The sequence below is a fragment of the Streptomyces sp. NPDC086554 genome (assembly GCF_040686095.1).
GTDB lineage: Bacteria > Actinomycetota > Actinomycetes > Streptomycetales > Streptomycetaceae > Streptomyces.
Map to the genome: position 1 here is coordinate 16,369 of NZ_JBFBJK010000010.1, position 22,548 is coordinate 38,916.

16 protein-coding genes are annotated in these 22,548 nt (G+C 71.0%); 9 read left to right on the top strand and 7 right to left on the bottom strand.

Features of this window, described 5'->3' with window-relative positions; translation table 11 throughout:
* Positions 1–315: 315 nt before the first annotated feature.
* Complete coding sequence (locus tag AB0O76_RS17940) at positions 316–765, top strand: metallopeptidase family protein (RefSeq protein WP_365491636.1); 450 nt, start codon at positions 316–318, stop codon at positions 763–765.
* 44 nt (positions 766–809) lie between these two features.
* Here the strand turns inward: AB0O76_RS17940 and AB0O76_RS17945 are convergent, their stop codons facing one another.
* The 3 genes from AB0O76_RS17945 to AB0O76_RS17955 form a co-directional block, all read right to left on the bottom strand.
* Positions 810–2,312 (bottom strand): DUF5719 family protein, encoded by a 1,503-nt coding sequence (locus AB0O76_RS17945; protein ID WP_365491639.1) that lies wholly within the window; start codon positions 2,310–2,312, stop codon positions 810–812.
* Positions 2,309–6,007: a glycosyltransferase family 2 protein gene (locus AB0O76_RS17950; protein ID WP_365491641.1), complete on the bottom strand. Its 3,699-nt coding sequence runs from the start codon at positions 6,005–6,007 to the stop codon at positions 2,309–2,311. Before AB0O76_RS17950 ends, AB0O76_RS17945 begins: the two co-directional genes overlap by 4 nt.
* Positions 6,008–6,199: 192 nt before the next feature.
* On the bottom strand, positions 6,200–6,463 hold the full coding sequence (locus AB0O76_RS17955) for a WhiB family transcriptional regulator (protein ID WP_016642094.1): 264 nt from the start codon (positions 6,461–6,463) through the stop codon (positions 6,200–6,202).
* Positions 6,464–7,156: 693 nt separating this feature from the next.
* Here AB0O76_RS17955 and AB0O76_RS17960 point away from each other — a divergent pair.
* From AB0O76_RS17960 to AB0O76_RS17970, 3 genes are read left to right on the top strand one after another with little or no spacing between them, the layout of a single operon-like run.
* Positions 7,157–7,672, top strand: coding sequence for a cysteine dioxygenase family protein (locus AB0O76_RS17960; RefSeq protein ID WP_365491646.1), 516 nt, complete (start codon positions 7,157–7,159; stop codon positions 7,670–7,672).
* Positions 7,673–7,706: 34 nt separating this feature from the next.
* Positions 7,707–8,663 (top strand): 2-phospho-L-lactate transferase, encoded by a 957-nt coding sequence (cofD, locus tag AB0O76_RS17965; protein ID WP_365491648.1) that lies wholly within the window; start codon positions 7,707–7,709, stop codon positions 8,661–8,663.
* Positions 8,660–9,952: a coenzyme F420-0:L-glutamate ligase gene (locus AB0O76_RS17970; protein ID WP_365491651.1), complete on the top strand. Its 1,293-nt coding sequence runs from the start codon at positions 8,660–8,662 to the stop codon at positions 9,950–9,952. The genes cofD and AB0O76_RS17970 overlap by 4 nt, the downstream gene beginning before the upstream one ends.
* Positions 9,953–10,039: 87 nt before the next feature.
* Here AB0O76_RS17970 and AB0O76_RS17975 read toward each other — a convergent pair whose 3' ends face one another.
* From AB0O76_RS17975 to AB0O76_RS17985, 3 genes are all read right to left on the bottom strand, one after another.
* On the bottom strand, positions 10,040–11,044 hold the full coding sequence (locus tag AB0O76_RS17975) for a DNA-3-methyladenine glycosylase 2 family protein (RefSeq protein WP_365491654.1): 1,005 nt from the start codon (positions 11,042–11,044) through the stop codon (positions 10,040–10,042).
* Between the two features lie 157 nt (positions 11,045–11,201).
* Entirely contained in the window at positions 11,202–12,284 is a 1,083-nt protein-coding gene (locus tag AB0O76_RS17980; RefSeq protein WP_365491657.1) for an NDP-sugar synthase, read from the bottom strand.
* A gap of 143 nt (positions 12,285–12,427) precedes the next feature.
* Positions 12,428–13,834, bottom strand: coding sequence for a peptidoglycan recognition protein (locus AB0O76_RS17985; RefSeq protein WP_365491660.1), 1,407 nt, complete (start codon positions 13,832–13,834; stop codon positions 12,428–12,430).
* Between the two features lie 138 nt (positions 13,835–13,972).
* On the opposite strand from AB0O76_RS17985, the gene AB0O76_RS17990 reads away from it, so the two are divergent.
* The 4 genes from AB0O76_RS17990 to AB0O76_RS18005 all read left to right on the top strand — a co-directional run bounded on the left by AB0O76_RS17990 (position 13,973) and on the right by AB0O76_RS18005 (position 19,856).
* The gene (locus tag AB0O76_RS17990; RefSeq protein ID WP_365491662.1) at positions 13,973–14,734 is read left to right on the top strand and encodes a TIGR03089 family protein; all 762 of its coding nucleotides are present in this window, start codon (positions 13,973–13,975) and stop codon (positions 14,732–14,734) included.
* A gap of 133 nt (positions 14,735–14,867) precedes the next feature.
* The gene (locus tag AB0O76_RS17995; RefSeq protein ID WP_365491665.1) at positions 14,868–16,166 is read left to right on the top strand and encodes an LCP family protein; all 1,299 of its coding nucleotides are present in this window, start codon (positions 14,868–14,870) and stop codon (positions 16,164–16,166) included.
* A gap of 225 nt (positions 16,167–16,391) precedes the next feature.
* A complete protein-coding gene (locus AB0O76_RS18000; RefSeq protein WP_365491668.1) occupies positions 16,392–18,125 on the top strand; it encodes an LCP family protein in 1,734 nt (577 codons plus the stop codon).
* A gap of 75 nt (positions 18,126–18,200) precedes the next feature.
* Positions 18,201–19,856, top strand: coding sequence for an LCP family protein (locus AB0O76_RS18005; RefSeq protein ID WP_365491670.1), 1,656 nt, complete (start codon positions 18,201–18,203; stop codon positions 19,854–19,856).
* A 30-nt stretch (positions 19,857–19,886) separates the two neighbouring features.
* Here the strand turns inward: AB0O76_RS18005 and AB0O76_RS18010 are convergent, their stop codons facing one another.
* Positions 19,887–20,927: a glycosyltransferase family 2 protein gene (locus AB0O76_RS18010; RefSeq protein WP_365491673.1), complete on the bottom strand. Its 1,041-nt coding sequence runs from the start codon at positions 20,925–20,927 to the stop codon at positions 19,887–19,889.
* A 245-nt stretch (positions 20,928–21,172) separates the two neighbouring features.
* Between AB0O76_RS18010 and AB0O76_RS18015 the strand changes: the two genes are divergently transcribed.
* The gene (locus AB0O76_RS18015) at positions 21,173–22,534 is read left to right on the top strand and encodes an LCP family protein (RefSeq protein ID WP_365492343.1); all 1,362 of its coding nucleotides are present in this window, start codon (positions 21,173–21,175) and stop codon (positions 22,532–22,534) included.
* The last annotated feature ends 14 nt before the right edge of the window (positions 22,535–22,548 follow it).

Genomic DNA, 22,548 nt, shown 5'->3' on the forward strand with positions numbered 1-22,548 from the left:
GGGCCGCGACGACTCTCCCCGAGGTCACCCCACCGTGTCGCGCTGTGATCCCCGACACTACGCGATCTTGAGGCGCCTCGCTGACCTGCGGTGACGCCTGGGGCCACCGGGGCGCGTGGTGTTGAATCCGGTCACCACTTGGTTCATTTCCCGTCATTCATCGCGAGATCGACGGTCCGGGAGAGATACGGAATCGGGCTCAAGCCTGGCTGGAACGGTCATCGGGCGACATGGGGTGCGCCGTTCGGAAGCGGCGCGGACGCCGGGCGGAAGCTGTGCGGAAACGGCGATCTCGAGGACTACTCTTCGTCAGTGATGGACGACCCCGTACAGCCCCGTTCCGCAGAGCCGAGGCCCCGCCGCCGCGACCGCCACGGCAGGGGCATGCGCGGCCCCGTGGCGCCGCCCCAGGTGCCGCTCTCGGCCAGCCGCGCCGAGGTCTTCACCGACCTCGTGCAGGACTCCGTGGAGCGGCTCGAGCGGCGGTGGCCGCAGCTGAGCGACATCGACTTCCTGGTGCTCGAGGTGCCGCCCCTGGGCGGGGATGACGGCGAATGGAGCGACGAGGCCGTGCCGCTGGGAGGCACGATCGAGGCCGCCGAGGGGCGGCCCGCCCGCGTCGTCATCTACCGGCGGCCCGTCGAGATCCGCACCAAGGGGCGGGAAGAGCGGGCCGCGCTCGTCCACGAAGTGGTGGTCGAGCAGGTCGCCGAGTTGCTCGGGCTCTCGCCCGAGTCGGTGGACCCGCGGTACGGGGAGGACTGAGGGGCCCGCCCCGCACCCGCCTCCCCCGCACCACCCGCGAGAAGCTACTTCTGCAACACCGTCAGGTCCTGCTCCGACTTCGGCACCGACACCATGCCCCGGTCGTCCGGCAGGGTCTGGATCGTGAAGCCGGGGACGCCGTCCTCCGGGATCTCCAGCATGCGCGAGCCGTAGACCTCGGCGCCCGACAGGGGTTCCACCGTGAGGGCGTACGCGCCCTTGAGCCCGGCCGGGGCGGGGGGCTTGATGCCCAGGGTCGTGCCGCCCTTGACCGTGTACGTCTTCGTGGCCGACCTGCCGCCCTCGGTGCCCGCCGACGCCGTGACCCGCACCTTGGCCGTCTTGCCCGGGGCGACCAGCGACAGCGTGGAGCCCTTGGAGCGGTTGTCGGCCACCGTCGCGCGCGTCCCCACCGCGCTCGTCCCCGGGATGAACGCCGTCTCCTGGTCGGATCCCTTGCCGCGGACGACCCGTAGGCCCGCCACCACCGGTACCGCGTCCTCGGTCGGCGTGAGGACCAGGGAGCCCGCCTCGCCCTTGGTGACGTCACCGAGGTCCACGGCGGTCGTCATGCCGGACTTGACGTGCAGGGTGGCGTGTCCTGCCGGGCTGATCGAGCCGGTGGGCGAGGCCAGCTGGACCTTCAGGTCCGCGTCGTCGGTACCGGGCGCGAAGGCCACCAGACGTACCGAAGTGGCGTCCTTGGGGATGCCGGGCAGGACCACACGGCCCGCGGGGTCGGCGGACGCGGGCAGCCAGTCGCCGCCGAGCTTGTCGTCCGACGACTGCACGGCGGCCGCGACCCGGCCGCTGCGCGCGGTGACGTGCAGCGTGAGGTTCGTCTGCTCCTTGGGGATGAGCGTGGAGAGCAGCACCGGGACGCTTCCGTGCGGCTGGACCTGGATCGACTCCCCCACCTCGGACTTGATGGGGCCGTCCGGGCCGTACAGCTCGATGTCGACGACGGCCGCCGAGTCGTCCGGGTTGGTCAGGTGGACGTAGTCGCTGCGGTCCTTGGCGGTGCTCGCGCCGGGGAACCAGAAGTCCGTGTCGGGAGCGGTGCAGTTGGCGCCCTGGACACCGCGGCCGCTGCCCGCCGCGTACGTGGTGGTCTGCTGGACGGTCCAGCCGGGGGCGAGCCTGCCGTGGGCAGTGCCGATGAGCGCCGGCGACTCTGCCCCGGACTTCTCGGCGGCGACGGGCTCGCCCGGCTTCTTCGGGGTCAGGAACGGCTTGACGGCCTTCTTCTTGTCCTGCTCGTCGCCCTTGACGGCGGCTTCCGTCAACGCCCGGGTGGCGGGCAGCAGTTCCGCCTTGCCCGCCTCTTCGGAGCCCTCCGACTTCGGCGTGAACGCCGTGTACGACGTCTCGGCGAGGTCCGACGAACTGGGCACCGGGCAGAGCAGGCTGGTGCGCTCGACGGGCAGCCGGGCGGCCGCCCGGCCACCCTCGTCGGCCGAGTCGTCGGGCACGGTGGCCGCGGCGAATCCGGTGACGGCGGCCAGCGCGACAACGGCGGCGATCAGGGACTGGGTGGTGCGATTCACTGCTGGCTCCCGTCGGGGCGCTCGCTGTCGGGGCTGTGCGGCGGCTGCGGGGGCAGTGGCGGCATCGGGGGCTGCTGCTGCCCGTACGTCGCGTCGTACGGCTGCTCGTACTGCTCGGCGCCGCCCTGCGCACCTCCGTAGGCGTACGGGTCGTACTGGCTCCCCTGGTAGGGGTCGGCCTGATAGCCGGACTGGTCGTACGAGCCCGCCGGGTACTGCGCGCCCTGGTACTGCTGCTCGCCGCCCTCGTACGTGCCGTAGTCGGCGCCCGCGTGAGCCGGGGCCTCCCACTCCTCGTACGACTGCGACTGCTGCTGCTGCGGAACGGAGGCGAGGGCCTCCTCCGAAGGAGGAGGCGGCGGAGGGGGAGGCGTGCCCGCGCCCTCCGGCACTGCGCCCTCCTGGGCGGCCTGTTCGGCCGCGGCCTGCTCGTTCTGGGCCCGCAGCCTGCGCGCCCTGCGCCCCTCGCCGTCGACGGGCTGGGCCGGGATGACGGGCTCTTCGGGGAGGTCGTCGTCCACGTCACGGCGGCGGCCCGGCAGCGCGAGCACCACCAGGACGACGGCCATCGCGCCCTGCGCCCACAGCCATCCGGTGTGGCCCGCCGACCCTTCGTAGGTGACGTCAACGCGGCCACCGGTGGCGGGCAGTTCGAAGCCCTGCGCCCAGCCGTCCAGCGTGGTCCTGGTCAGCGGGCGGCCGTCCAGGGTCGCCGTCCAGCCCTCGTCGGCCGCGTCGGCGATCCGCAGGGTGCGGCCCTCATCGCCGGCCGGGATGTTCGTGTGCAGCTCGACCGGGCCCGCCGCCACCGGCAGGGGGTCGCCGGTCTCGGACACGATCGCCGCGCGCGCGACCTGCCGGTCGACGCGCCACAGGGCGCTGCCGTCCTCCTGGCTGAGCCGGGTGAGGCCGGGCGTCGCGTCCAGGACGCGGCTCATCTGGCGGGGCGCTCCGTCGCGTACGAGGACGTAGCGCACGGCGAAGCCGCCGAGCTGGTCGGCCTGGTCGGCTCCGGAGCCCGCAACGAGGCGGGCGACGATCTTGTCGAGGTGCTTGTTCGAGCCGTCGGCCTCGGCCAGTTCGGCGTCGCCCAGCCGGGAGCCCGATCCCCGGACGAGCGAGTACGAGACCTGGCCCGCCGACGCGCTGTCCATGACGAGCGTGCGGGCCTGGTCCTGCGTGCCGCTCTCCTCGGCGACGAACGCGGGCACCTGCACCGGGTCACGTCGCTCCAGGGGTTCGTCGGCGCCGCGGATCATCCACCCGGCGGCGACGAGCAGCGGCCCGGCGGCCGCCGCGAACGCGATCAGGACGGCGACCGGCTGGCGCCAGCCGAAGCTCTGCTCGGCGACACGCGTGCGTGCACCGTCGGCGCCGAGCGCGGCGGCGGCAAGGAGCGCGATGCCGTAGCCCAGAGTCGCCGGTCCGGCCCAGGCCGAGCCGTTCGAAAGGGCGGCGAAGACCAGCGCGACCAGCGCGACGACCCACGCGGTGCGGACCGCCAGCTGCCGCTCGGTGCGCAGCAGCGCGGCCAGAGCGGCGAGCACGATGCCGATGAGCAGCAGCCCGTCCACGGTCCCGGGGCCGCCGGGGCTGCCCCCGAGCAGGTCGAGCGCGCTCGCGGAGCCCGTGCCGAACTCGAGGCCCGCCTCGCGGAAGAAGCCGAAGGGCAGCAGCGAGAGCGACCAGGGGGCGAGGATCAGGAGCGGGGTGCCGAGCGCGGCGAGGAAGCGCAGTCCGTAGGCGGTGATGTCGCCGCGGCGGACCACGAGAAGTGCGAGGCCGAGCACCAGGGCGATCGGCCACACGATCGGCGTGAAGGCGGTGGCGAGCGTCAGGAGCAGTGCGTACGCCCACGTGGCCCGCCAGCTCCCGCGCGTGCCCGCCGAGGAGGCGAGGCCGCTGGCGGCGACGCCCGCGCGCGCCATGAGCGGCAGCAGGATCGCGAGGACGGCGGTGCCGATGCGGCCGCCCGCGAGCGCGCCCGTGGCGGCCGGCAGGAAGGCGTAGGCGACCGAGGCCCAGGCGCGAAGCAGGCGCGACTCGACCAGCGGCCGGGACGCGAAGTACGCGGCGAACCCGGCCAGCGGCACCGAGCCGACGAGGAGCACCGTGACGGCGAGCCCGGTGGACCCGAACAGCAGCGTGGAGAGCCCCGCGACGAGCGCGAGATACGGCGGCGCGGGCTGGGTGCCGCCGGTGCCCACGGGATGCCAGGCGTCCAGATAGCGCGACCAGAGCCCGGAGGCGTCCGCGGGCGCGGGCAGCAGTGCGCCGCCCGCGAGCGCTCCGCTGCCGAGGAGTTGGCGGCAGGCGATGAGCGAGGCGAAGAGCAGCACTACGAAGAGCATCGGTCCCGGCTTGCGGGCGATGCGCTTGAGGCGTGCGAACTGCTCGACCTCCAGGAAGTCGGCGTCGTCCCCGCCGGGACCGGACTCGACGGCGCCGTGCCGGCCCGCACCGGTGACGGCCTCGGGGTCGGAGCGGCCGACGATGTTGCCCGCGACCTGTTCGACGGTGGCGCGCACGGTGGCGCCCGGCGGCGGGAAGAGCGGCCGCATCTCGGCCGCTTCGACCACCGGCTTGCCGCGCTTCTTACGGGCGCTGACGATCCGTCCGGGCCGAAGGAGCGTCCCCAGGAGACCCGCGACCTCGTCGACCGCCTGCCCGGGGACCTTCCCGACCAGATACGCGACGGTGCGAAGCACCGTGCCCACCACGAGCCGGAACAGCACCCAGGGCAGCACGGCCGTACGAGCGTTGACCAGCAGCGCGTACGAGGCGCCCGCCTTGTCCACGCGGTGCGGCGACGTCGACGTACGCCCGACGCAGTCGACGGTGCGGCGCTCGCGCGACGAGGCCTCCGCGTGCCGTACGACGGCGTCGGGGGCGACGAGGACGCGGTGCCCCGCGGCCTGGGCGCGCCAGCACAGGTCGACGTCGTCCCGCATCAGCGGAAGACGGCGGTCGAAGCCGCCGAGCTGGTCGAAGACGTCGCGCCGGATCAGCATGCCGGCCGTGGACACCGAAAGGACGGGCTGTACGTGGTCGTGCTGGCCCTGGTCCTGTTCGCGGCGGTCGATGCCGGTCCAGCGGCGGCCGCTGTTGGCGATGGAGACGCCGACTTCGAGGAGCTGTCTGCGGTCGTACCAGCCGCGCAGCTTGGGGCCGACGATCGCGACGTCCTTGCCGACCTCGCGTTCGTTCTCCACGACGCGGAGCAGTTCGGCGAGCGCGCCGGGCTCGGGCGCGCAGTCGTCGTGCAGCAGCCACAGCCACTGCTCGGGCTCACCGTGCGGCAGTTCCGGCAGGTCGTAGGCGTCGTCGCGCCAGGACCGGCTGACCGGGTCCCAGCCGCTGGGGCGCTTCAGGTAGGGCAGCTCTTCCGGGGTCAGCACGTCGGCGGTGCGGTTCGCCTCGTCGACGGCGGTGCCGAAGCCGGAGCGCCGGGCCAGATGCAGGACGCGGTCGGGGCCGAGTGCCTCGGTGACGAGGCGGGCGGAGTCGTCCGCGCTGCCGGTGTCTGCGGCCACGGCGTTCTGCACCGGACGCTCCTGGCCGAGCAGCCCGGCGAGGGCGTCGGGCAGCCAGCGGGCGCCGTCGTGGGAGACGATCACGGCGGTGACAACGTGCCGCGGGAACTCAGGTGCGGCAGCGTCGTGGTGACTGGCTGCCGAATGGCTGTGCACGGACATCGAGGTACGGGCCCCGGTTCGATGGACTGCGGTGGACGCCTGCGCTTCATGGGGGCGCCGGGGCGTCTCGGACGGGGCCCCACACTAACGGCTGGCATCACAACGGCCCGCCGCCTGTGGATAACCCACGGGCGACGGGCCGTTCCTTACGTAGGGGTGTGTGCCGTTTGGTCGGGCGGAATCTGCCGGCGTTCAGACTGCGGCCTTCTTCAGGCGGCGGCGTTCGCGCTCCGACAGGCCGCCCCAGATGCCGAATCGCTCGTCGTTGGCGAGTGCGTACTCGAGGCATTCGGAGCGGACCTCACAGGCGAGGCAGACCTTCTTGGCCTCGCGCGTGGAGCCGCCCTTCTCGGGGAAGAAGGATTCGGGATCGGTCTGGGCGCACAGTGCGCGCTCCTGCCAGCCGAGTTCCTCGTCCGCGTCCTCGACCAGCAGTTCCTGAACCAGCTCGGTCATGTGCGCCCCTCGTCTGTACGTGCGTCCCCGTGGTGCTGCCGTTACCGATTTCGGCTGAACGACACGAGTGAAATTACAAGTGTGCCGATCCGGGCCAGTCAAGCCGAGATCTGCTATTGGGTCCCTTATTCACTCTGCGGAACCAAGGCTATGCGGAAAGTGTTCAAATCGGCATAAACCCTGACACTTGCCGGTGACCCATCCCGAGGCGCCCCGCGACCGCCTCCCACCAGGGAAGGACGCCGCGGAGATCGGTCCCGTTGCAACCGGTCCACCGAAGCGAAGGGGATCACATTCGGGTCACGGGATCACGACGGGGTTTACGCGCCGGTTGAAGCGCGATGTGTCCCGTGCGCCGGATGCACAAACCTTTCACCACGGAGAGCAACCGGATGAGGTGAAACATATCCCACATAGCGGACAGCGAGTTGACAGAGAAGGTGTGAGCCGCTGTTCTGGTGGGCATGCTCGCAAACTTGGCACTCTCGACGACCCGCAGCAGCGGGCTCCTCGGTGCTGCCCACGCGCGCTGTCGCTGTTCCTGTTCCAGCTGTTGAGCCTTCCGCTTCCAGCTGTTGAACCGCTCGAAACGCGCCACTCCGTAGAGCCGTTTCCAGAGCTTCACCGCTTTCGACGCTTCCACCGCTTCCCTTCCGCGACACCCCAGCACTCACGTTGAGGAACCACCGCACGATGAACAGCGACAGCGACCTCCAGATCGCCGGCGACATCCTCGAAGTCACCCACCTCCTGCAGCCCGCCCGGGAACACCCGGCGACCGTGGCCGAGTTCGTGGGCCTGGCCCGCACCATCGCGGCCGACCGCGCGCAGTGGGCCCACCTGGTCGAGTACGACGCGACCAGCCGCTGGTACCACCGCCTGCGCACCGGGCCCGGCTACGAGGTCTGGCTGCTCTCCTGGGTGCCGGGACAGGGCAGCGGGCTGCACGACCACGGCCGCTCATCCGGCGTACTGACCGTTCTCGACGGCGAGCTGACGGAGCGTACGGAACGCGGGCAGCGCGCGCTCGGCGCGGGCGCCCAGCGGGTGTTCGCGCCCGGCTACGTACACGAAGTCGTGAACGACTCCCTGGAACCCGCCGTCAGCCTGCACATCTACTACCCCGGCCTGACCGACATGCCGATGCACGCGGCGCAGTGCGGCGAGACGGCCACTGCTCCGGTGGCCGGAGATGTCGTGACCGCCTGACGCGGTGTCGTACCCGCCTGACATGCTTGGCCCCATGCGCATTGTGGTACTGGCCGGCGGTATCGGCGGCGCCCGTTTCCTTCGCGGGCTCAAGAAGGCCGCGCCTGACGCGGACGTCACAGTCATCGGCAACACCGGTGACGACATTCACCTGTTCGGTCTGAAGGTCTGCCCCGACCTCGACACCGTGATGTACACGCTGGGCGGCGGCATCAATGAGGAACAGGGCTGGGGCCGCACCGACGAGACGTTCAAGGTCAAGGAAGAGCTCGCGGCCTACGGAGTCGGGCCCGAGTGGTTCGGGCTCGGCGACCGGGACTTCGCCACGCACATCGTGCGGACGCAGATGCTCGGCGCCGGATTCCCGCTCAGCGCCGTCACCGAAGCGCTGTGCGAGCGGTGGCAGCCCGGAGTGCGGCTGATCCCGATGTCCGACGACCGCGTCGAGACGCATGTCGCCGTCACGGTCGACGGCGAGCAGAAGGCCGTGCACTTCCAGGAGTACTGGGTACGCCTTCGGGCCTCCGTTGACGCGCACGCCGTCGTGCCGGTCGGCGCGGACCAGGCCAAGCCCGCGCCCGGTGTCCTCGAAGCCATCGCCGAGGCCGACGTCGTGCTCTTCCCGCCGTCCAACCCCGTGGTGAGTGTCGGGACGATCCTCGCCGTTCCCGGGATCCGTGAGGCCATCGCGGAGGCGGGCGTGCCCGTCGTCGGGCTCTCCCCCATCGTCGGGGACGCGCCCGTGCGGGGCATGGCCGACAAGGTGCTCACGGCCGTGGGCGTGGAGACGACGGCCGCCGCGGTCGCCGAGCACTACGGCTCGGGGCTGCTCGACGGCTGGCTCGTCGACACCGTGGACGAGGGCTCCGTGGAGCGGGTCGAGTCGGCGGGCATCCGCTGCCGGGCCATTCCGCTGATGATGACCGACATCGACGCGACCGCCGAGATGGCGCGGGCCGCGCTCGACCTCGCGGAGGCGGTGCGCGCGTGAGCTCATTCCGTGTCTGGGCTCTTCCCGGCCTTCCCGAAGTGCGGCAGGGGGACGACATCGCCAAACTCATCGTCGCCGCCGAGCCGGGGCTCGCCGACGGGGACGTACTCCTGGTCACCTCGAAGATCGTGAGCAAGGCCGAGGGGCGGATCGTCGAGGCCGCGGACCGCGAGGCGGCCATCGACAGCGAGACGGTGCGGGTGGTCGCGCGGCGCGGGACCCTGCGCATCGTCGAGAACCGGCAGGGCCTCGTGATGGCCGCCGCCGGTGTCGACGCCTCCAACACCCCTTCCGGGACCGTGCTGTTGCTGCCCGAGGACCCCGACGCCTCGGCCCGCGCCGTGCGCGACGGTGTGCGGGACGCGCTGGGCGTGGACGTCGGTGTCGTCGTCACCGACACCTTCGGGCGGCCCTGGCGGTCCGGGCTCACCGATGTCGCCATCGGGGCGGCGGGCGTGCGGGTCCTCGACGACCTGCGGGGCGGTGTGGACGCGTACGGCAATCCGCTGAGCGCGACCGTCGTCGCCACCGCGGACGAGCTCGCCGCCGCCGGGGATCTGGCCAAGGGGAAGGCCGGCGGGCTGCCGGTCGCGGTGGTCCGCGGCCTTCCGCACGTCGTGGGCGAGAGCGGTGAGGGGGCCCGTGCCATGGTGCGGAGCTCGCGTGACGACATGTTCCGGCTCGGTACGTCCGAGGCCGTGCGGGAAGCGGTGACGCAGCGGCGGACCGTGCGGGAGTTCACCGACGAGGAGGTAGATCCGGGGGCCGTGCGGCGGGCCGTGGCAGCCGCCGTGACCGCGCCCGCGCCGCATCACACGACGCCGTGGCGGTTCGTGCTGCTCGAGTCCGAGGAGTCGCGGGCGCGGCTGCTCGACGCGATGCGGGAGGCGTGGATCGCCGATCTGGAGCGGGACGGGAAGTCCTCGGAGTCCATCGCGAAGCGGGTGCGGCGGGGGGATGTGCTGCGCAAGGCGCCCTATCTGGTGGTGCCTTGTTTGGTTATGGACGGCTCGCATACGTATGGGGATGCGAGGCGCGACGCTGCCGAGCGGGAGATGTTCGTGGTCGCCGCGGGGGCCGGGGTGCAGAACTTTCTTGTGGCGTTGGCCGGGGAGCGGCTGGGGTCGGCTTGGGTTTCGTCGACGATGTTCTGCCGGGATGTTGTACGGGACGTTCTTGGGCTGCCGGGGTCTTGGGATCCGATGGGGGCCGTTGCTGTGGGGCATCCTGCGGGTGAGCCTGCGGCTCGGGCTTCGCGGGATGTGGGGGACTTCGTCGAGGTGCGGTGACTTGCCTCTGTTCCTCGACTGCGGGCTCGTGGGGGCTTGTCGCGCAGTTCCCCGCGCCCCTTACGGGGCGCCCCCGCTCGCCCCGTTTCAGAGCTTGGCGATGTTGCCCACCCGCATGCGTGGCTCCCTGCGCGGTGGTGTCCTGCCGCTCAGGAGGATCAGGCGGGCCGCCCTGTGGCGTTGGCCCGCGTACGGCTCCAGGAGGGTCAGCATCGCCTCGTCGTCCGCTCTGCGGTCGCCCGCGAGGGCGTAGCCGATGATGCCGGGCAGGTGGAGGTCGCCGACCGTCACGGCGTCGGGGGCGCCGTTGCTGCGCTGGACCGTTTCCGCCGAGGTCCAGGGGCCGATGCCCGGGATCAGTTCCAGGCGGGCCCGGGCCTGCGGCGGTTCCATCGCCGCCGCCTCCTCCAGGCGGGCCGCCACGCGCGCCGCACGCAGGATCGTCGACGCGCGCTTGTTGTCCACGCCCGCCCTGTGCCACTCCCAGGACGGGATCAGCGTCCAGGTCCTCGGGTCCGGCATGACGTGCAGGCGGAGTTCGGGGGGCGTCGGGCCCGGGGCCGGTTCGCCGTACTTGCGGACCAGCAGGCGCCAGGCTCGGTACGCCTCGTCCGTCGTGACCTTCTGCTCCAGGATCGACGGGATCAGGGATTCCATGACCAGGCCCGTGCGGGTCAGGCGGAGGCCGGGGCGGCGGTGCGCTGTTGCTGCGAGCAGGCGGTGGCGGGGGGTGAAGTCTTGCGGGGCGTCCGACTCGCCGAGGAGGTGCGGGAGTCGGTCCAGGAGCCAGTCGGCGCCCGGGCCCCAGGCCTCCGCCTCCGCCGTGCCCGCGCGGAGGGCCACCCTCAGGGTGCCGGGGCCGACCGGGGTGCGGGTCGCCCGCCAGGCCGAGCCGTCCGGTGTCGTACGGAACGTGGGGTCCGCGGGGCCTCTTCGGAGCGGGCCCAGGGTCAGGCCCAGGTCCAGGGGGTAGGGCGGGGTCCAGGTGCGGGTCCTGGCCGCCGTTGCCTGGCGGGGGACGCCGGACGGGATCGTCGTTTCGCCGCCGCGCACTGTGGTGCGGGTGGGGCGGGGGGCGAAACGGGAGGACATCTGTACGAGGGTAGGGGCTTTTTTGTCCCCTACCCCGCCCCTTCCCGAAAACCGGCTGGCGCCGGGGCCCTGCGTACCGGAAATCACCGGCTTCGCCGAGTTCGTCCTCAAACGCCGGACGGGCTGAAAACCTCGCCGGGCCCGGGCTGAAAGACAGCTACTGATCCGACGAGAACCGCACCGCCCCCGCCGGCAGGCTCGCCCCGCACCACACCCGTACACCGTCCCGGAGTTCGTTGTCGGCGCCGACGTCCGCGCCGTCGCCGATCACCGCACCCGCCAGGACCGCGCGGGCGCCGATCTTCGCGCCCGCGCCGATCAGGGAGTCCGTGACGACCGCGTTCGGTTCGATGATCGCGCCGGACAGGACCGTGCTGCCGTCCACGCGGGCGCCCGCGCCGATCACCGCGTTCTCGCCGACGACGGTGCCGCCGGCGAGCTTCGCGTCGGGGGCCACCGTGGCCGACGGCAGGATCAGGCGGTCGCCGCAGCGGCCGGGGACCGCCGGGGAGGGGGCGCGGCCGAGGACCAGGTCCGCCGAGCCGCGTACGAAGGCCTGGGGGGTGCCCAGGTCCAGCCAGTATGTGGAGTCGACCATGCCCTGGAGGTGGGCGCCGGAGGCCAGCAGGTCGGGGAACGTCTCGCGTTCGACCGAGACCGGGCGGCCCTCGGGGATCGTGTCGATGACCGAGCGGCGGAACACGTACGCGCCCGCGTTGATCTGGTCGGTGACGATCTCCTCGGGGGTTTGGGGCTTCTCCAGGAAGGCCGTCACGCGGCCCGTCGGGTCCGTGGGGACCAGGCCGTACGCGCGGGGGTCGTCGACCTTCGTGAGGTGGAGGGAGACGTCCGCGCCCGAATCCTCGTGGGTCGCCACGAGGGCACGGATGTCCAGGCCCGTGAGGATGTCGCCGTTGAAGATCAGGACCGGTTCGTCCGGTCCGGAGTGGAGGCGGGACGCCACATTGCGGATGGCACCGCCCGTGCCGAGGGGTTCGGTCTCCGTGACGTACTCGATGTGGAGGCCGAGGGCCGAGCCGTCGCCGAAGTACGGCTCGAAGACCTCGGCGAGGTAGGAGGTCGCCAGGACGATGTGCTCCACGCCCGCCGCGCGGGCCCGCGCCAGCTGGTGGGTGAGGAACGGGACGCCCGCCGCCGGAACCATCGGTTTGGGAGTGTGCACCGTGAGCGGACGCAGCCGGGTGCCCTTGCCGCCGACCAGGAGGATCGCTTCTGTCACCTGTCGTCTCTGCTTCCTGCTGGGGCCGGCCGAACTTGAGTCGCGGCCGGCCAGTGTATGCAGATGGCTTTGCAGATCGTGCAGTGCGCTGTGCAGGTCGTGCGGTGTGCTCTGTGGTATCGGACGCGCGCTGGGCGCCGGCCTCAGCGGCCTTGGTAGCGGGCCGAGGTGGACCGGGCGGTGCCCAGCTTCTTGTACAGGCGACTTCCGGGGCATTCCGTGGCGAAGCCGTCACGGTGCCCGGAGATCACATGGAGCCGGACGTTCCTGCCTTTCCTGTACAGATTTCCACCGCCGGACTTCAGGTATGTCGTTCCGCGCGGGTTCGCGCCGTACAGGCCGAGCTTCCAAGCGGTCAGCCGGGCGACGGCCTTCACGGCGGCCTTCGCCGGTGTGGACCTGCCGAAGGAGCCGAGCACGGCGATGCCCATGCTGTTGGTGTTGAAACCGAGAGTGTGGGCCCCGAGGACCGGCTTTGCCACACCTCCGGCACGTCCTTCGTAGATGTTTCCGCACTTGTCGACGGCGAAGTTGTAGCCGAAGTCACGCCAGCCGCTGCTCTTGACGTGGTAGCGGTAGATACTGCGCAGGACGGATCCGGCCTGTGAGCAGCGGTAGTTGTTGCCCGACGCGCTGTGGTGCACGAAGGCCGCCTTCACGGATTTCGTGTACGCGAAGTCCTTCTCACGGAGCTTCTCGTTCGCGCCCCAGCCCTTGCGCGTGATGATGCGCGGCCGTGGCCCGATATGGGGCCTGGCCTTACCTTCCGCTTCCTCCGCGCCGCCGTGCGCGGCGATCAGATCGGACTCCGTCTCCTTCTTGCCGAGCGCCGGGATGACGTCGGCGCCGAGCGGGACGAGGTCGGCGTTGACCGCGGACGCGGCGGCGGTCTCGGCGGTCAGGGGCGTGCCGCGGGGGACCCCGGCCGGGGAGCCCTGCGGGGGCGGTTCGGCGCCGGGGGCGACGAGTTCGAGGCGCAGGCCCTTGGGGAGCGGGGACTCCGAGGGCGGGGCGGCCGCAGCCCGGTGCTGCGACTCCTCGGAACCCGGCTGTTCGGAACCCTCCGCCCGTACGCGGATCTCGACGCCGTCCGAGTCGCCGACCCACAGCGGTGCCGTGGAGCCGCGGACCTTGCCCGAGATGCGTTCGGCGGTGTCGGGGTCGGCGGCGTGCTCGTGGTTGTGGGTCTCCAGATCCTGCCAGGCGGACCAGGTGCCGGTGCCGGACGCGCGGCTGCGGACCTGGACGCTGCCGTGCAGTTCGGCGTCCGGGTCGTCCCAGACGACGCCGACGAGGGAGAAGGGACGGACCGTGCGCCGGAGCAGGCCCTGCTCGCGGGATGGCCCCGCGCGCAGCGCCCGTTCGGAGTCGAGTGGGGTGAGCCGGAGGGACTGGGTGCTGCCGGGGACCGCGCCCGAGGCCGATTCCGCGGCCGGGACCGATACCGCGTTCGGGGTCGCCGCGCGGGCGCCGGACGACGGCAGGGTGAGGGGAAGGGCCAGGGCGGCCGCGCACGTGACACCGATCGAGGAAGCAAGAAATCCACGCATACGTCTGATAGTTGGCATATCCGGATACTTCTGTCCATCGGGGAACTGACGGACCGTCGGCTCGACTCGGCCGAACCGGTGGCCCGCACTCCCCCGCCGCCCCGGGCGGCGCGCGGCCACCCGCGTACCCTTGCGCGCGTGAACGCCACCGACCGCACCCCTGCCGACCTGCTGCGATCCGCGCTCGCCGCGGACCCGGGCCGCCCGCTGATCACCTTCTACGACGACGCCACGGGCGAGCGCGTCGAACTGTCCGTGGCCACCTTCGCCAATTGGGTGGCCAAGACCGCCAATCTGCTCCAGGGCGATCTCGCCGCCGAGCCCGGCGACCGGCTCGCGCTGCTGCTTCCCGCGCACTGGCAGACGGCCGTCTGGCTGCTCGCCTGTTCGTCCGTGGGAGTCGTCGCGGATGTCGGCGGGGATCCGGCCGAGGCGGACCTCGTCGTGAGCGGGCCCGACTCTCTGGAGGCGGCGCGCGCCTGCTCCGGGGAGCGCGTGGCCCTCGCGCTGCGGCCGCTCGGCGGGCGCTTCCCGCAGCCGCCCGCGGGCTTCGCCGACTACGCGGTCGAGGTGCCGAGCCAGGGCGACCGCTTCGCACCGTACGCGCCCGTGGATCCGGACGAGCCCGCCCTCGCCGTCTCGGGCGCCGGGGAGCTGACGGGTGCCGAGCTGGTGGAGCGGGCCCGCGCCGACGCCGCCGCGCGGGGGCTCGCGCCGGGCTCCCGGCTGCTCTCCGGTCTGTCGTACGACACTTGGGAGGGCCTGAGCTCCGGTCTGTACGCCCCGCTCGCGGCCGGCGGCTCCGTGGTGCTCTGCCGCCACCTGGACCAGCTCGCCGACGGCGGCCTCGCCAAGCGGACCGAGGACGAGCGGGTGACCGACACCCTGGCGAGCGGGTGACCGACACCGTCGGGTCACCCGTCGCCCGTTCGGCCCACCCCTGCCCCTGGCCCGCAGGCCACGGGCGCCGCGCCGGTCCATGGTCGTAAGAGCGCAGCATGCACCGACGTCGCTATGAGGGGTGGACGCACACGTGACCGACACCGCAGGCATGCCCTCCGGACCGGATCGCCCGGCCCCGGACGGCGCCCCGCCTGAGCCGAAGGCCACGTACGCACCCGGAGCGGGCTCGAGCCCCACGGGTGCGGGCGTCGCCCGGCGCAGACGGCGCAGGCGGCGGTGGCTGCGCTGGACGGCGATCGGCGCCGCCACGGTCGTGCTCGGCACGGCCGGCGCCGGCTGGGCGGTCTACAACAAGCTCGACGGCAACATCACCAAGGACACCGACGCCGCCGCCGAGCTCGCGCGCTACGAGAAGGAGCGCCCGACCCCGCTGGTGCACGACGCGCAGAACATCCTGCTCATCGGCTCCGACACCCGGGCGGGCCGCGGCAACAAGAAGTACGGCCGCGATCGGGGCACCCAGCGCTCGGACACCACGATCCTGCTGCACCTGGCGGCCGACCGGCAGAGCGCGACCGCGGTGTCGATCCCGCGCGACGTGATGGTGGACATCCCCAGGTGCCGCCGCCCCGACGGGTCGCGGACGCAGGCCCAGTTCCAGCAGTTCAACTGGGCTTACGAGATCGGCGGGACGGCCTGCACGATCCGTACGATCGAGAAACTGACCCGGATCCGGATCGACCACCACATGGTGATTGATTTCGTCGGATTCAAGGACATGGTCGAGGCGGTCGACGGCGTGGAGGTCTGCCTCAAGGGCCCGATCAAGGACAAGGACGCCAAGGTGAAGCTGGCCGCGGGCCGGCAGACCCTCAACGGCGAGCAGGCGCTGGGCTATGTGCGGGCCCGCAAAAGCGTCGGCAACGGCAGCGACACCGACCGGATGGACCGTCAGCAGCAGTTCCTCGCGGCGCTCGTCAACAAAGTGCGGAGCAATGACGTCCTGCTCAACCCCGCCAAGTTGTATCCGGTTCTCGACGCGGCGACCTCCGCGGTGACGACGGACCCGGGACTTGCGAGTTTGCGTGGTTTGTACGAACTGGTGCGCGGCATGCGCAACATCCCCACAGAACGGGTGCAGTTCCTCACGGTGCCCCGGCGCTCGTATGTCTACGACGCCAATCGCGACGAACTCGTCGAGCCCGCGGCCGACGAACTCTTCACGCGCCTTCGCACCGACGCGCCCCTTCAGGTGTCGCGCAAGAAACCGGCCCAGGCGGTGCGCGAGGACGCCGAGGACTCGTCGGAAGACTCCTCGGAGGACTCGTCGGAAGACTCAAGCGACGAGAAGCCGGACGACCCTTCGCATACGCCGGGTCCCGCACCCACATTCCGGGGCAACACGGCTGCCGGAACGGCCTGTAAGTAAAGCCATCCCCAAAGGGAAGACCCCCCGCATCAAGAAATGGGGCGGATTGCCCAGTTGTAGGGGAGTGGAATTTGTCACCGGCGTCGTTCAGCGCTGAACTGGGCGGATAGTGTGAGCGATCCGGTGCGCCGGGCCCTTGTGGCCGCGCACCGCTGGACGACTGACCGAGCGCCTTCTTGAGGGGGGAAAGGCGCCGCGTGGCCCCGACGGAGGACGCAAACAACCGTGGACGCGCAAGGCCGTGGGCGGGCGGAGAACATCGACCCCGCAGACCAGTGGGTGCTCAACCCGAACACCGGCGATTACGAACTGCGACTGAGCCCTTCCGCAGGGCAGTCGGCGGTGCCCGGACCGCGCAGACCTTCACGGTCGGCGCCCCGTCCGGGAGCGCGCGGCCGCGATGGCCGACGCGACGAGCGCCGTGACGAGCAGCACGGGGTGCCGGGCCAGCGCAGACGGCGGGCTCCGCAGCCTGAGGCCGCGGGCGGCAGGCGCAAGCAGAAGCCGAAGAAGTCCAAGGGCAAGAAGGTCCTGACGTGGACCGGCGGCGTGCTCGCCTTCGTCCTCGTCTCGGGCTGCGCGGGCGCGTACCTCTGGTACCAGCACCTGAACGACAACATCACCTCGATCCCCGACGACGGCGCGGGAACCGGCGGCTTCAGCAAGGACCGGGCCATCAACATCCTGGTGATGGGCACGGACAAGCGCACCGGCAAGGGCAACACCAAATACGGTGACAAGGAGAGCGTCGGTCACGCCGACACGACGATCCTGCTGCACGTCTCCAAGGACCGCACCAACGCGACCGCGTTGAGCATCCCGCGCGACATGATCACCGACATTCCGGACTGCCCGACCACGATGGAGGACGGCAGCAAGAAGACCATCCCGGGCAGTCAGGACGTCCGCTTCAACGAGAGCCTGGGGCAGAGCGAGCGCACGCCCAGCTGCACGATGCGTACGGTCACGAAGATCACCGGGATAGTGCCCGACCACTTCATGGTGGCCGACTTCAACGCGGTCAAGACGCTGTCCAGCGCGGTCGGCGGCGTGGACGTCTGTCTCGCGAAGGATATCGACGACCCGGACTCGCATCTGAAGCTGTCCAAGGGCAAGCACACCATCGAGGGTGAGGACGCGCTCGCCTTCGTCCGTACGCGCCACTCGGTGGGCACGGGCGGCGACTTGAGCCGGATCGAGCTTCAGCAGCAGTTCCTCAGCTCGCTGATGCGCAAGCTCAAGTCGAACGACACGCTCACCAACCCGAAGAAGATGATAAGTCTCGCCGAGGCGGGCACCGATGCACTCTCGGTCGACTCCAAGATCGCGGACATAATGAAACTCCGTGACCTGGGCATGGAGTTGGGCAAGCTCGACATGAAGAATCTGAGCTTCGCGACCGTGCCCGTGGTCGACAACCCGGCGGAGAAGATCACCAAGGCCACGGTCGTCGTGAACGAGGCCAAGGCCGACCCGCTGTTCGCCATGATGCGCGCGGACGAGTCGCTGACCGAGGTGAAGAAGAAGGAGAAGAAGGAGAAGGCCGCGATCGCCGCCCGCCTCAAGGGCAGCAAGGCGGACCCCTCCGAGGTGCGGGTCAACGTCTACAACGGCAGTGGCAAGGCCGGCGCCGCTCAGACAACTCTCGAGTGGCTGCAGAACAGTGAGGGCGTGCTCAAATCCAGCCAGCTCGGCAACGCGCCGTCCGACATGAAGAAGACGACGCTCGAGTACGCGCCCGACCAGGCCGACCAGGCCAGGCGGCTCGCCGACATCATGGGCCTGCCCGGCTCCGCGATGAAGCCCGGCAAGAGCGAGAAGAACGCGCAGGGACTCCCGGCGATCAAGCTGACGCTCGGCGGCGACTTCAAGGGCGCCGGGGTTCCCATCAGTGCACCGTCGAAGGCGCCGGAGGGCATCCAGAAGGTCGAAGCCGACAAAACTGTGTGTGCCAAGTGACCTGAAGCGGCCGTTCTGCGTCTAACACGACGCGGGACGGCCGTACTTGGGGGGCTAGGTGGGGAGGGGCAGGCGATGGGGAGAAGCAGCGTGCGTGGGGAGGGGGCGCGACAACGCGCCCCGCACGCCAGTGATCACGGCTGGGACGACAGCCAGCACGAGGGCGATGAGCCCCCGGACGACGCAGGCCGGCACAAACACCGCCGTGGGGGCGGCGGTGGGAGTGGAGGCGAACCGCCGCGCCGCAGAGGGCGGATACTGCGCTGGTCGGCAACGGTCCTCTCGGTACTGATACTTGGCACGGCCGGCGCCGGATATCTCTATTACCAGCACCTGAACAACAACCTGGAGACCGACGACCTGAACCTCGGCGACGACCGGGCTCCCGAGCCCACGCCGAACGCGGCGGGCCAGACCCCGCTGAACATCCTCCTGATCGGCTCGGACGCGCGGGACTCCAAGGAGAACCAGAAGCTCGGCGGCGCCAAGGAGACCTTCGGGGGCACCCCGCTGGCCGACGTACAGATGCTGCTGCATCTCTCGGCCGACCGCACCAACATGTCGGTCATCAGCATGCCGCGCGACACCCTCATCGACATCCCCAAGTGCACCGATCCGGACGACGGCAAGGTGTACGAGGCGTCGACGCAGCGGACGATGACGAACCAGACGCTCGGCCGCGGCGGCCCCGGCTGCACGGTCGCCACCTGGGAGAAGCTCACCAACATCCACATCGACCACTTCATGGAGGTCGACTTCTCGGGCGTCGTCTCCATGGCCGACGCCATCGGCGGCGTACCGGTCTGCGTGGACGCCAACATCTACTCGCGCGACAACGAGGGCCACGGCTCCGGTCTGAAGCTCGAAAAAGGCACCACGTACATCAAGGGCGAGCAGGCCCTGCAGTGGCTGCGCACCCGCTACGGCTTCGACGGCGGCACCGACATCAGCCGCGCCAAGGCCCAGCACATGTACATGAATGCGCTCGTGCGCGAGCTGCGCGAGAACGCCAATCTGAGCAGCCCCAACAAGCTGCGCAAGCTCGCCGAGACGGCCACGAGCGCGCTCAGGGTCGACGAGGACCTTGGCAGCGTCAAGAGGCTCTACGACCTCAGCAACGAGCTCAAGAAGGTCTCGCCGGAGCGGACCACGATGACGACGATGCCGTTCGAGTACGTCGGTGCGCGTGTCGTCCCCAAGCCGGGCGACGCCGAGCAGCTCTTCCGGCTCGTGCGCGACGACGTCTCACTGGACGGCAAGGGCAAGAAGAAAAAGCCCGCGAAGGAGAAGCTCTCGGACGATCCGGCGGCGCCGGACGACCAGATCGCCGTACAGGTGCAGAACGGCACCCGCAGCGACACCGAGCCGCCGGCGAGCGGACGCGCGTCGACGGTGACGCAGCTGCTCACCGGCAAGGGCTTCACCAAGGCGACGGCCGACACGACGACGGTTCTCGCGGAGGAGAAGACCGTCATCAGGTATCCCAGCGCCGAGCTGGAGGGCGACGCCCAGCGGGTCGCCAAGTCCCTTGGCCTGCCGCTGAGTTCGGTGGAGAAGTCGACGGACGTCTCCGGTGTCGTACTCGTCGTGGGCGCCGACTGGCGGGAGGGGAACACCTACCCCAAGTCGGCCGGGAAGAACGACGACAAGACGCCGGATTCGGCCGACGCGCTCAACGGCTCGGACAAGAAGGCGTGCATGCACGTCGACCCGGACTTCACCTGGAAGTGAGCCCGGCCTCGATGACCCGTCCGGCTGTTCTCACGCTTCGGTGAGGACGGCCGGACGCCGGGACGCGATGACCTTCTTGGCGAGCGAGCGCGGGCTGGTGAGGAAGCCCCAGCCCCACGACATGTGCATCGTCGCCAGCGCCACCGGGATCTGCAGGCGCGCCTTCAGCGGAAGACCCTTGCCCGCGGGCAGCGAGCCCGCCACGATCGCCGCGACATACCCGCCCGGGATCACGAAGCCCCACGGCGTGAGCACCGCACCGGCGACGACGCCCGCCGCGATCGCGCACACGGCGGTCGGCGGCGCGAGGTAGCGCAGGTTGATGGAGCCTTCGTGGTAGCGGGCGACCACGTGCCGCCAGCGGCCGTAGTCCTTGTACTGCTTGGCCAGGGCGCGCACGGAAGGCCGCGGGCGGTACTGCACCTTCAGCTCGGGCGAGAACCAGATGAGCCCGCCGGCCTCCCGGATCCGGAAGTTCAGCTCCCAGTCCTGGGCGCGGATGAACTCTTCGTTGTAGCCGCCCTGCTGCTCAAGGGCCTCACGCCGGAAAACACCCAGATAGACGGTTTCGGCCTTCTGGGCCTCGCCGCCGGTGTGGAAGGCGGCGTTGCCCACGCCGATCTTCGAGGTCATGGCGGCGGCGACCGCGTGTTCCCAGTCGTTCTCGCCCTCGGCGTGCATGATGCCGCCGACGTTCTGCGCGCCGGTCTCCTCAAGGAGGCGGACGGCCGTCGCGATGTAGCCGGGCGACAGGATGCCGTGGCCGTCGACGCGCACCACGATCGGGTGACTCGATGCTTTGATGGCGGCGTTCAGGGCCGCCGGCGTGCGCCCGGTGGGGTTCGGGACCGTCTGGACCCTCGCGCGGTGGCCGGCCGTCTCGGCGACCAGTTCGGCGGCGATCTCGTCCGTACGGTCGGTGGAGGGGCCGAGCGCTACGACGACCTCCATCTCCCCGTCGTAGTCCTGCTCAAGGATCGCGGTCACGGCAGCACGCAGATGCCGTTCCTCGTTGAGCACCGGCATGATCACGGATACGGCAGGAAGCTGCACGTCGGGCGTCGCGTTCATCGGCGCCACGTTACCGCGAATGGGGGACACGGGCGCGCGCCGCCGGGTCACTACCCGGGCCGCAGATCGTATGGGCCTACGGTTCTGGCGTTCCCCGGCCCGTCAGCGGAGGTGTCCCCCTCGTGCCCACACCGCCCCGCCGCTCCCCCAGCCCCTCCTCGCGCGGGCCGCGCCCCCCGCGTCAGGCCGCACCCAGGAAGCGGGCGCCCCGCCCGGCCGTGCGGGGGAAGCGGCCCCGCTGGGCCATGCGGGTGGCGACGGCGCTCTCCGTGACGGTGCTCGCGGCCGCGGGGATCGGGCACGGGGTCGTGTCCAGTCTCGACACCGGGATCGACCGGGTGGACGCCTTCAAGGACATGAAGAACCGGCCGCAGGCGGGCAACGGCATGAACGTGCTGCTCGTCGGCACCGACGGCCGGGACAAGATCACCAAGGCGGAGAAGAAGAAGTACCGGCTCGGCGGTGCGCCCTGCCACTGCACGGACACGATCATGATCGTGCACATCTCCGAGGGCCGGGATCGCGCGAGCGTCGTGAGCCTGCCCCGCGACAGCTACGCGGAGATGCCCGCGCACACCGACCAGATCTCGGGCGACCGCCACAAGGCCCACCCGGTCAAGATGAACGCTGCGTACGCGGAGGGCGGCCCCAATCTCACCGTGCGCACCGTCGAGAAGATGACCAAGGTCAAGATCGACCACTATCTGGAGGTCGACTTCACCAGCTTCATGAAGACCGTGGACGTGCTCGGCGGCGTGGAGATCTGCACGGCGCGCCCGCTGAAGGACTCGTACACCGGACTGAATCTGGCCGTCGGCACGCACAAGCTGAACGGCGGCCAGGCCCTGCAGTACGTCCGCACCCGGCACGTCGACGGCTCATCCGACCTCGGCAGGATGCAGCGCCAGCAGCGGTTCCTCGCCGCGCTGATCTCGAAGGCGACCAGCAGCGGGGTGCTGCTCAATCCCCTCAAGTTCCGCGACGTGAGCAGGACGCTGCTCGGCTCGGTCCGTGCGGACAAGGGGTTCGGTACGAACGAGATGCTGGCCCTGGGCTCGGCGATGCGCGGCTTCTCACCCTCCTCGTCGGAGTTCACGACCGTGCCGCTGCGCAGCAAGGGCGTGAACGTGCCGGGCATCGGCTCCACCCTGAAGTGGGACCCGCGGAAGTCCAGGAAGCTCTTCAAGGCGCTGCGCGAGGACCGCCCCCTCGCCGCGCACAACCCCCGGCGCAAGGCCGCCTTGGTCGGAGTGTCGCCGCAGCAGATCCGGGTGCAGGTCGACAACGCCACCGGCAGGCCGGGCCTGGGCAGGCGGGTCGACAGCGCGCTGCGGTCCACCGGCTTCCGTACGACGCGGGTGCCGGGCAACGCGCCGGGCAAGCCGCTTACGCGCACGGTCGTCGCGTACGACCCGCGCTGGGACCGCTCGGCGAAGTCGCTCGCGGCGGCGCTGCCGGGCTGCCGACTGCGCGCGGTCAAGGGCCAGGGCGCGACCCTGAAGGTCCTGGCGGGCCAGGACTTCAAGAGCGTCAGGCCGGTACGGGCGGAGGACTCCTACCAGGGGGAGTTCGGCGCGGTCACGGGCGACCAGGTGGTGTGCCCGTAAGGACGGCTTCGTTC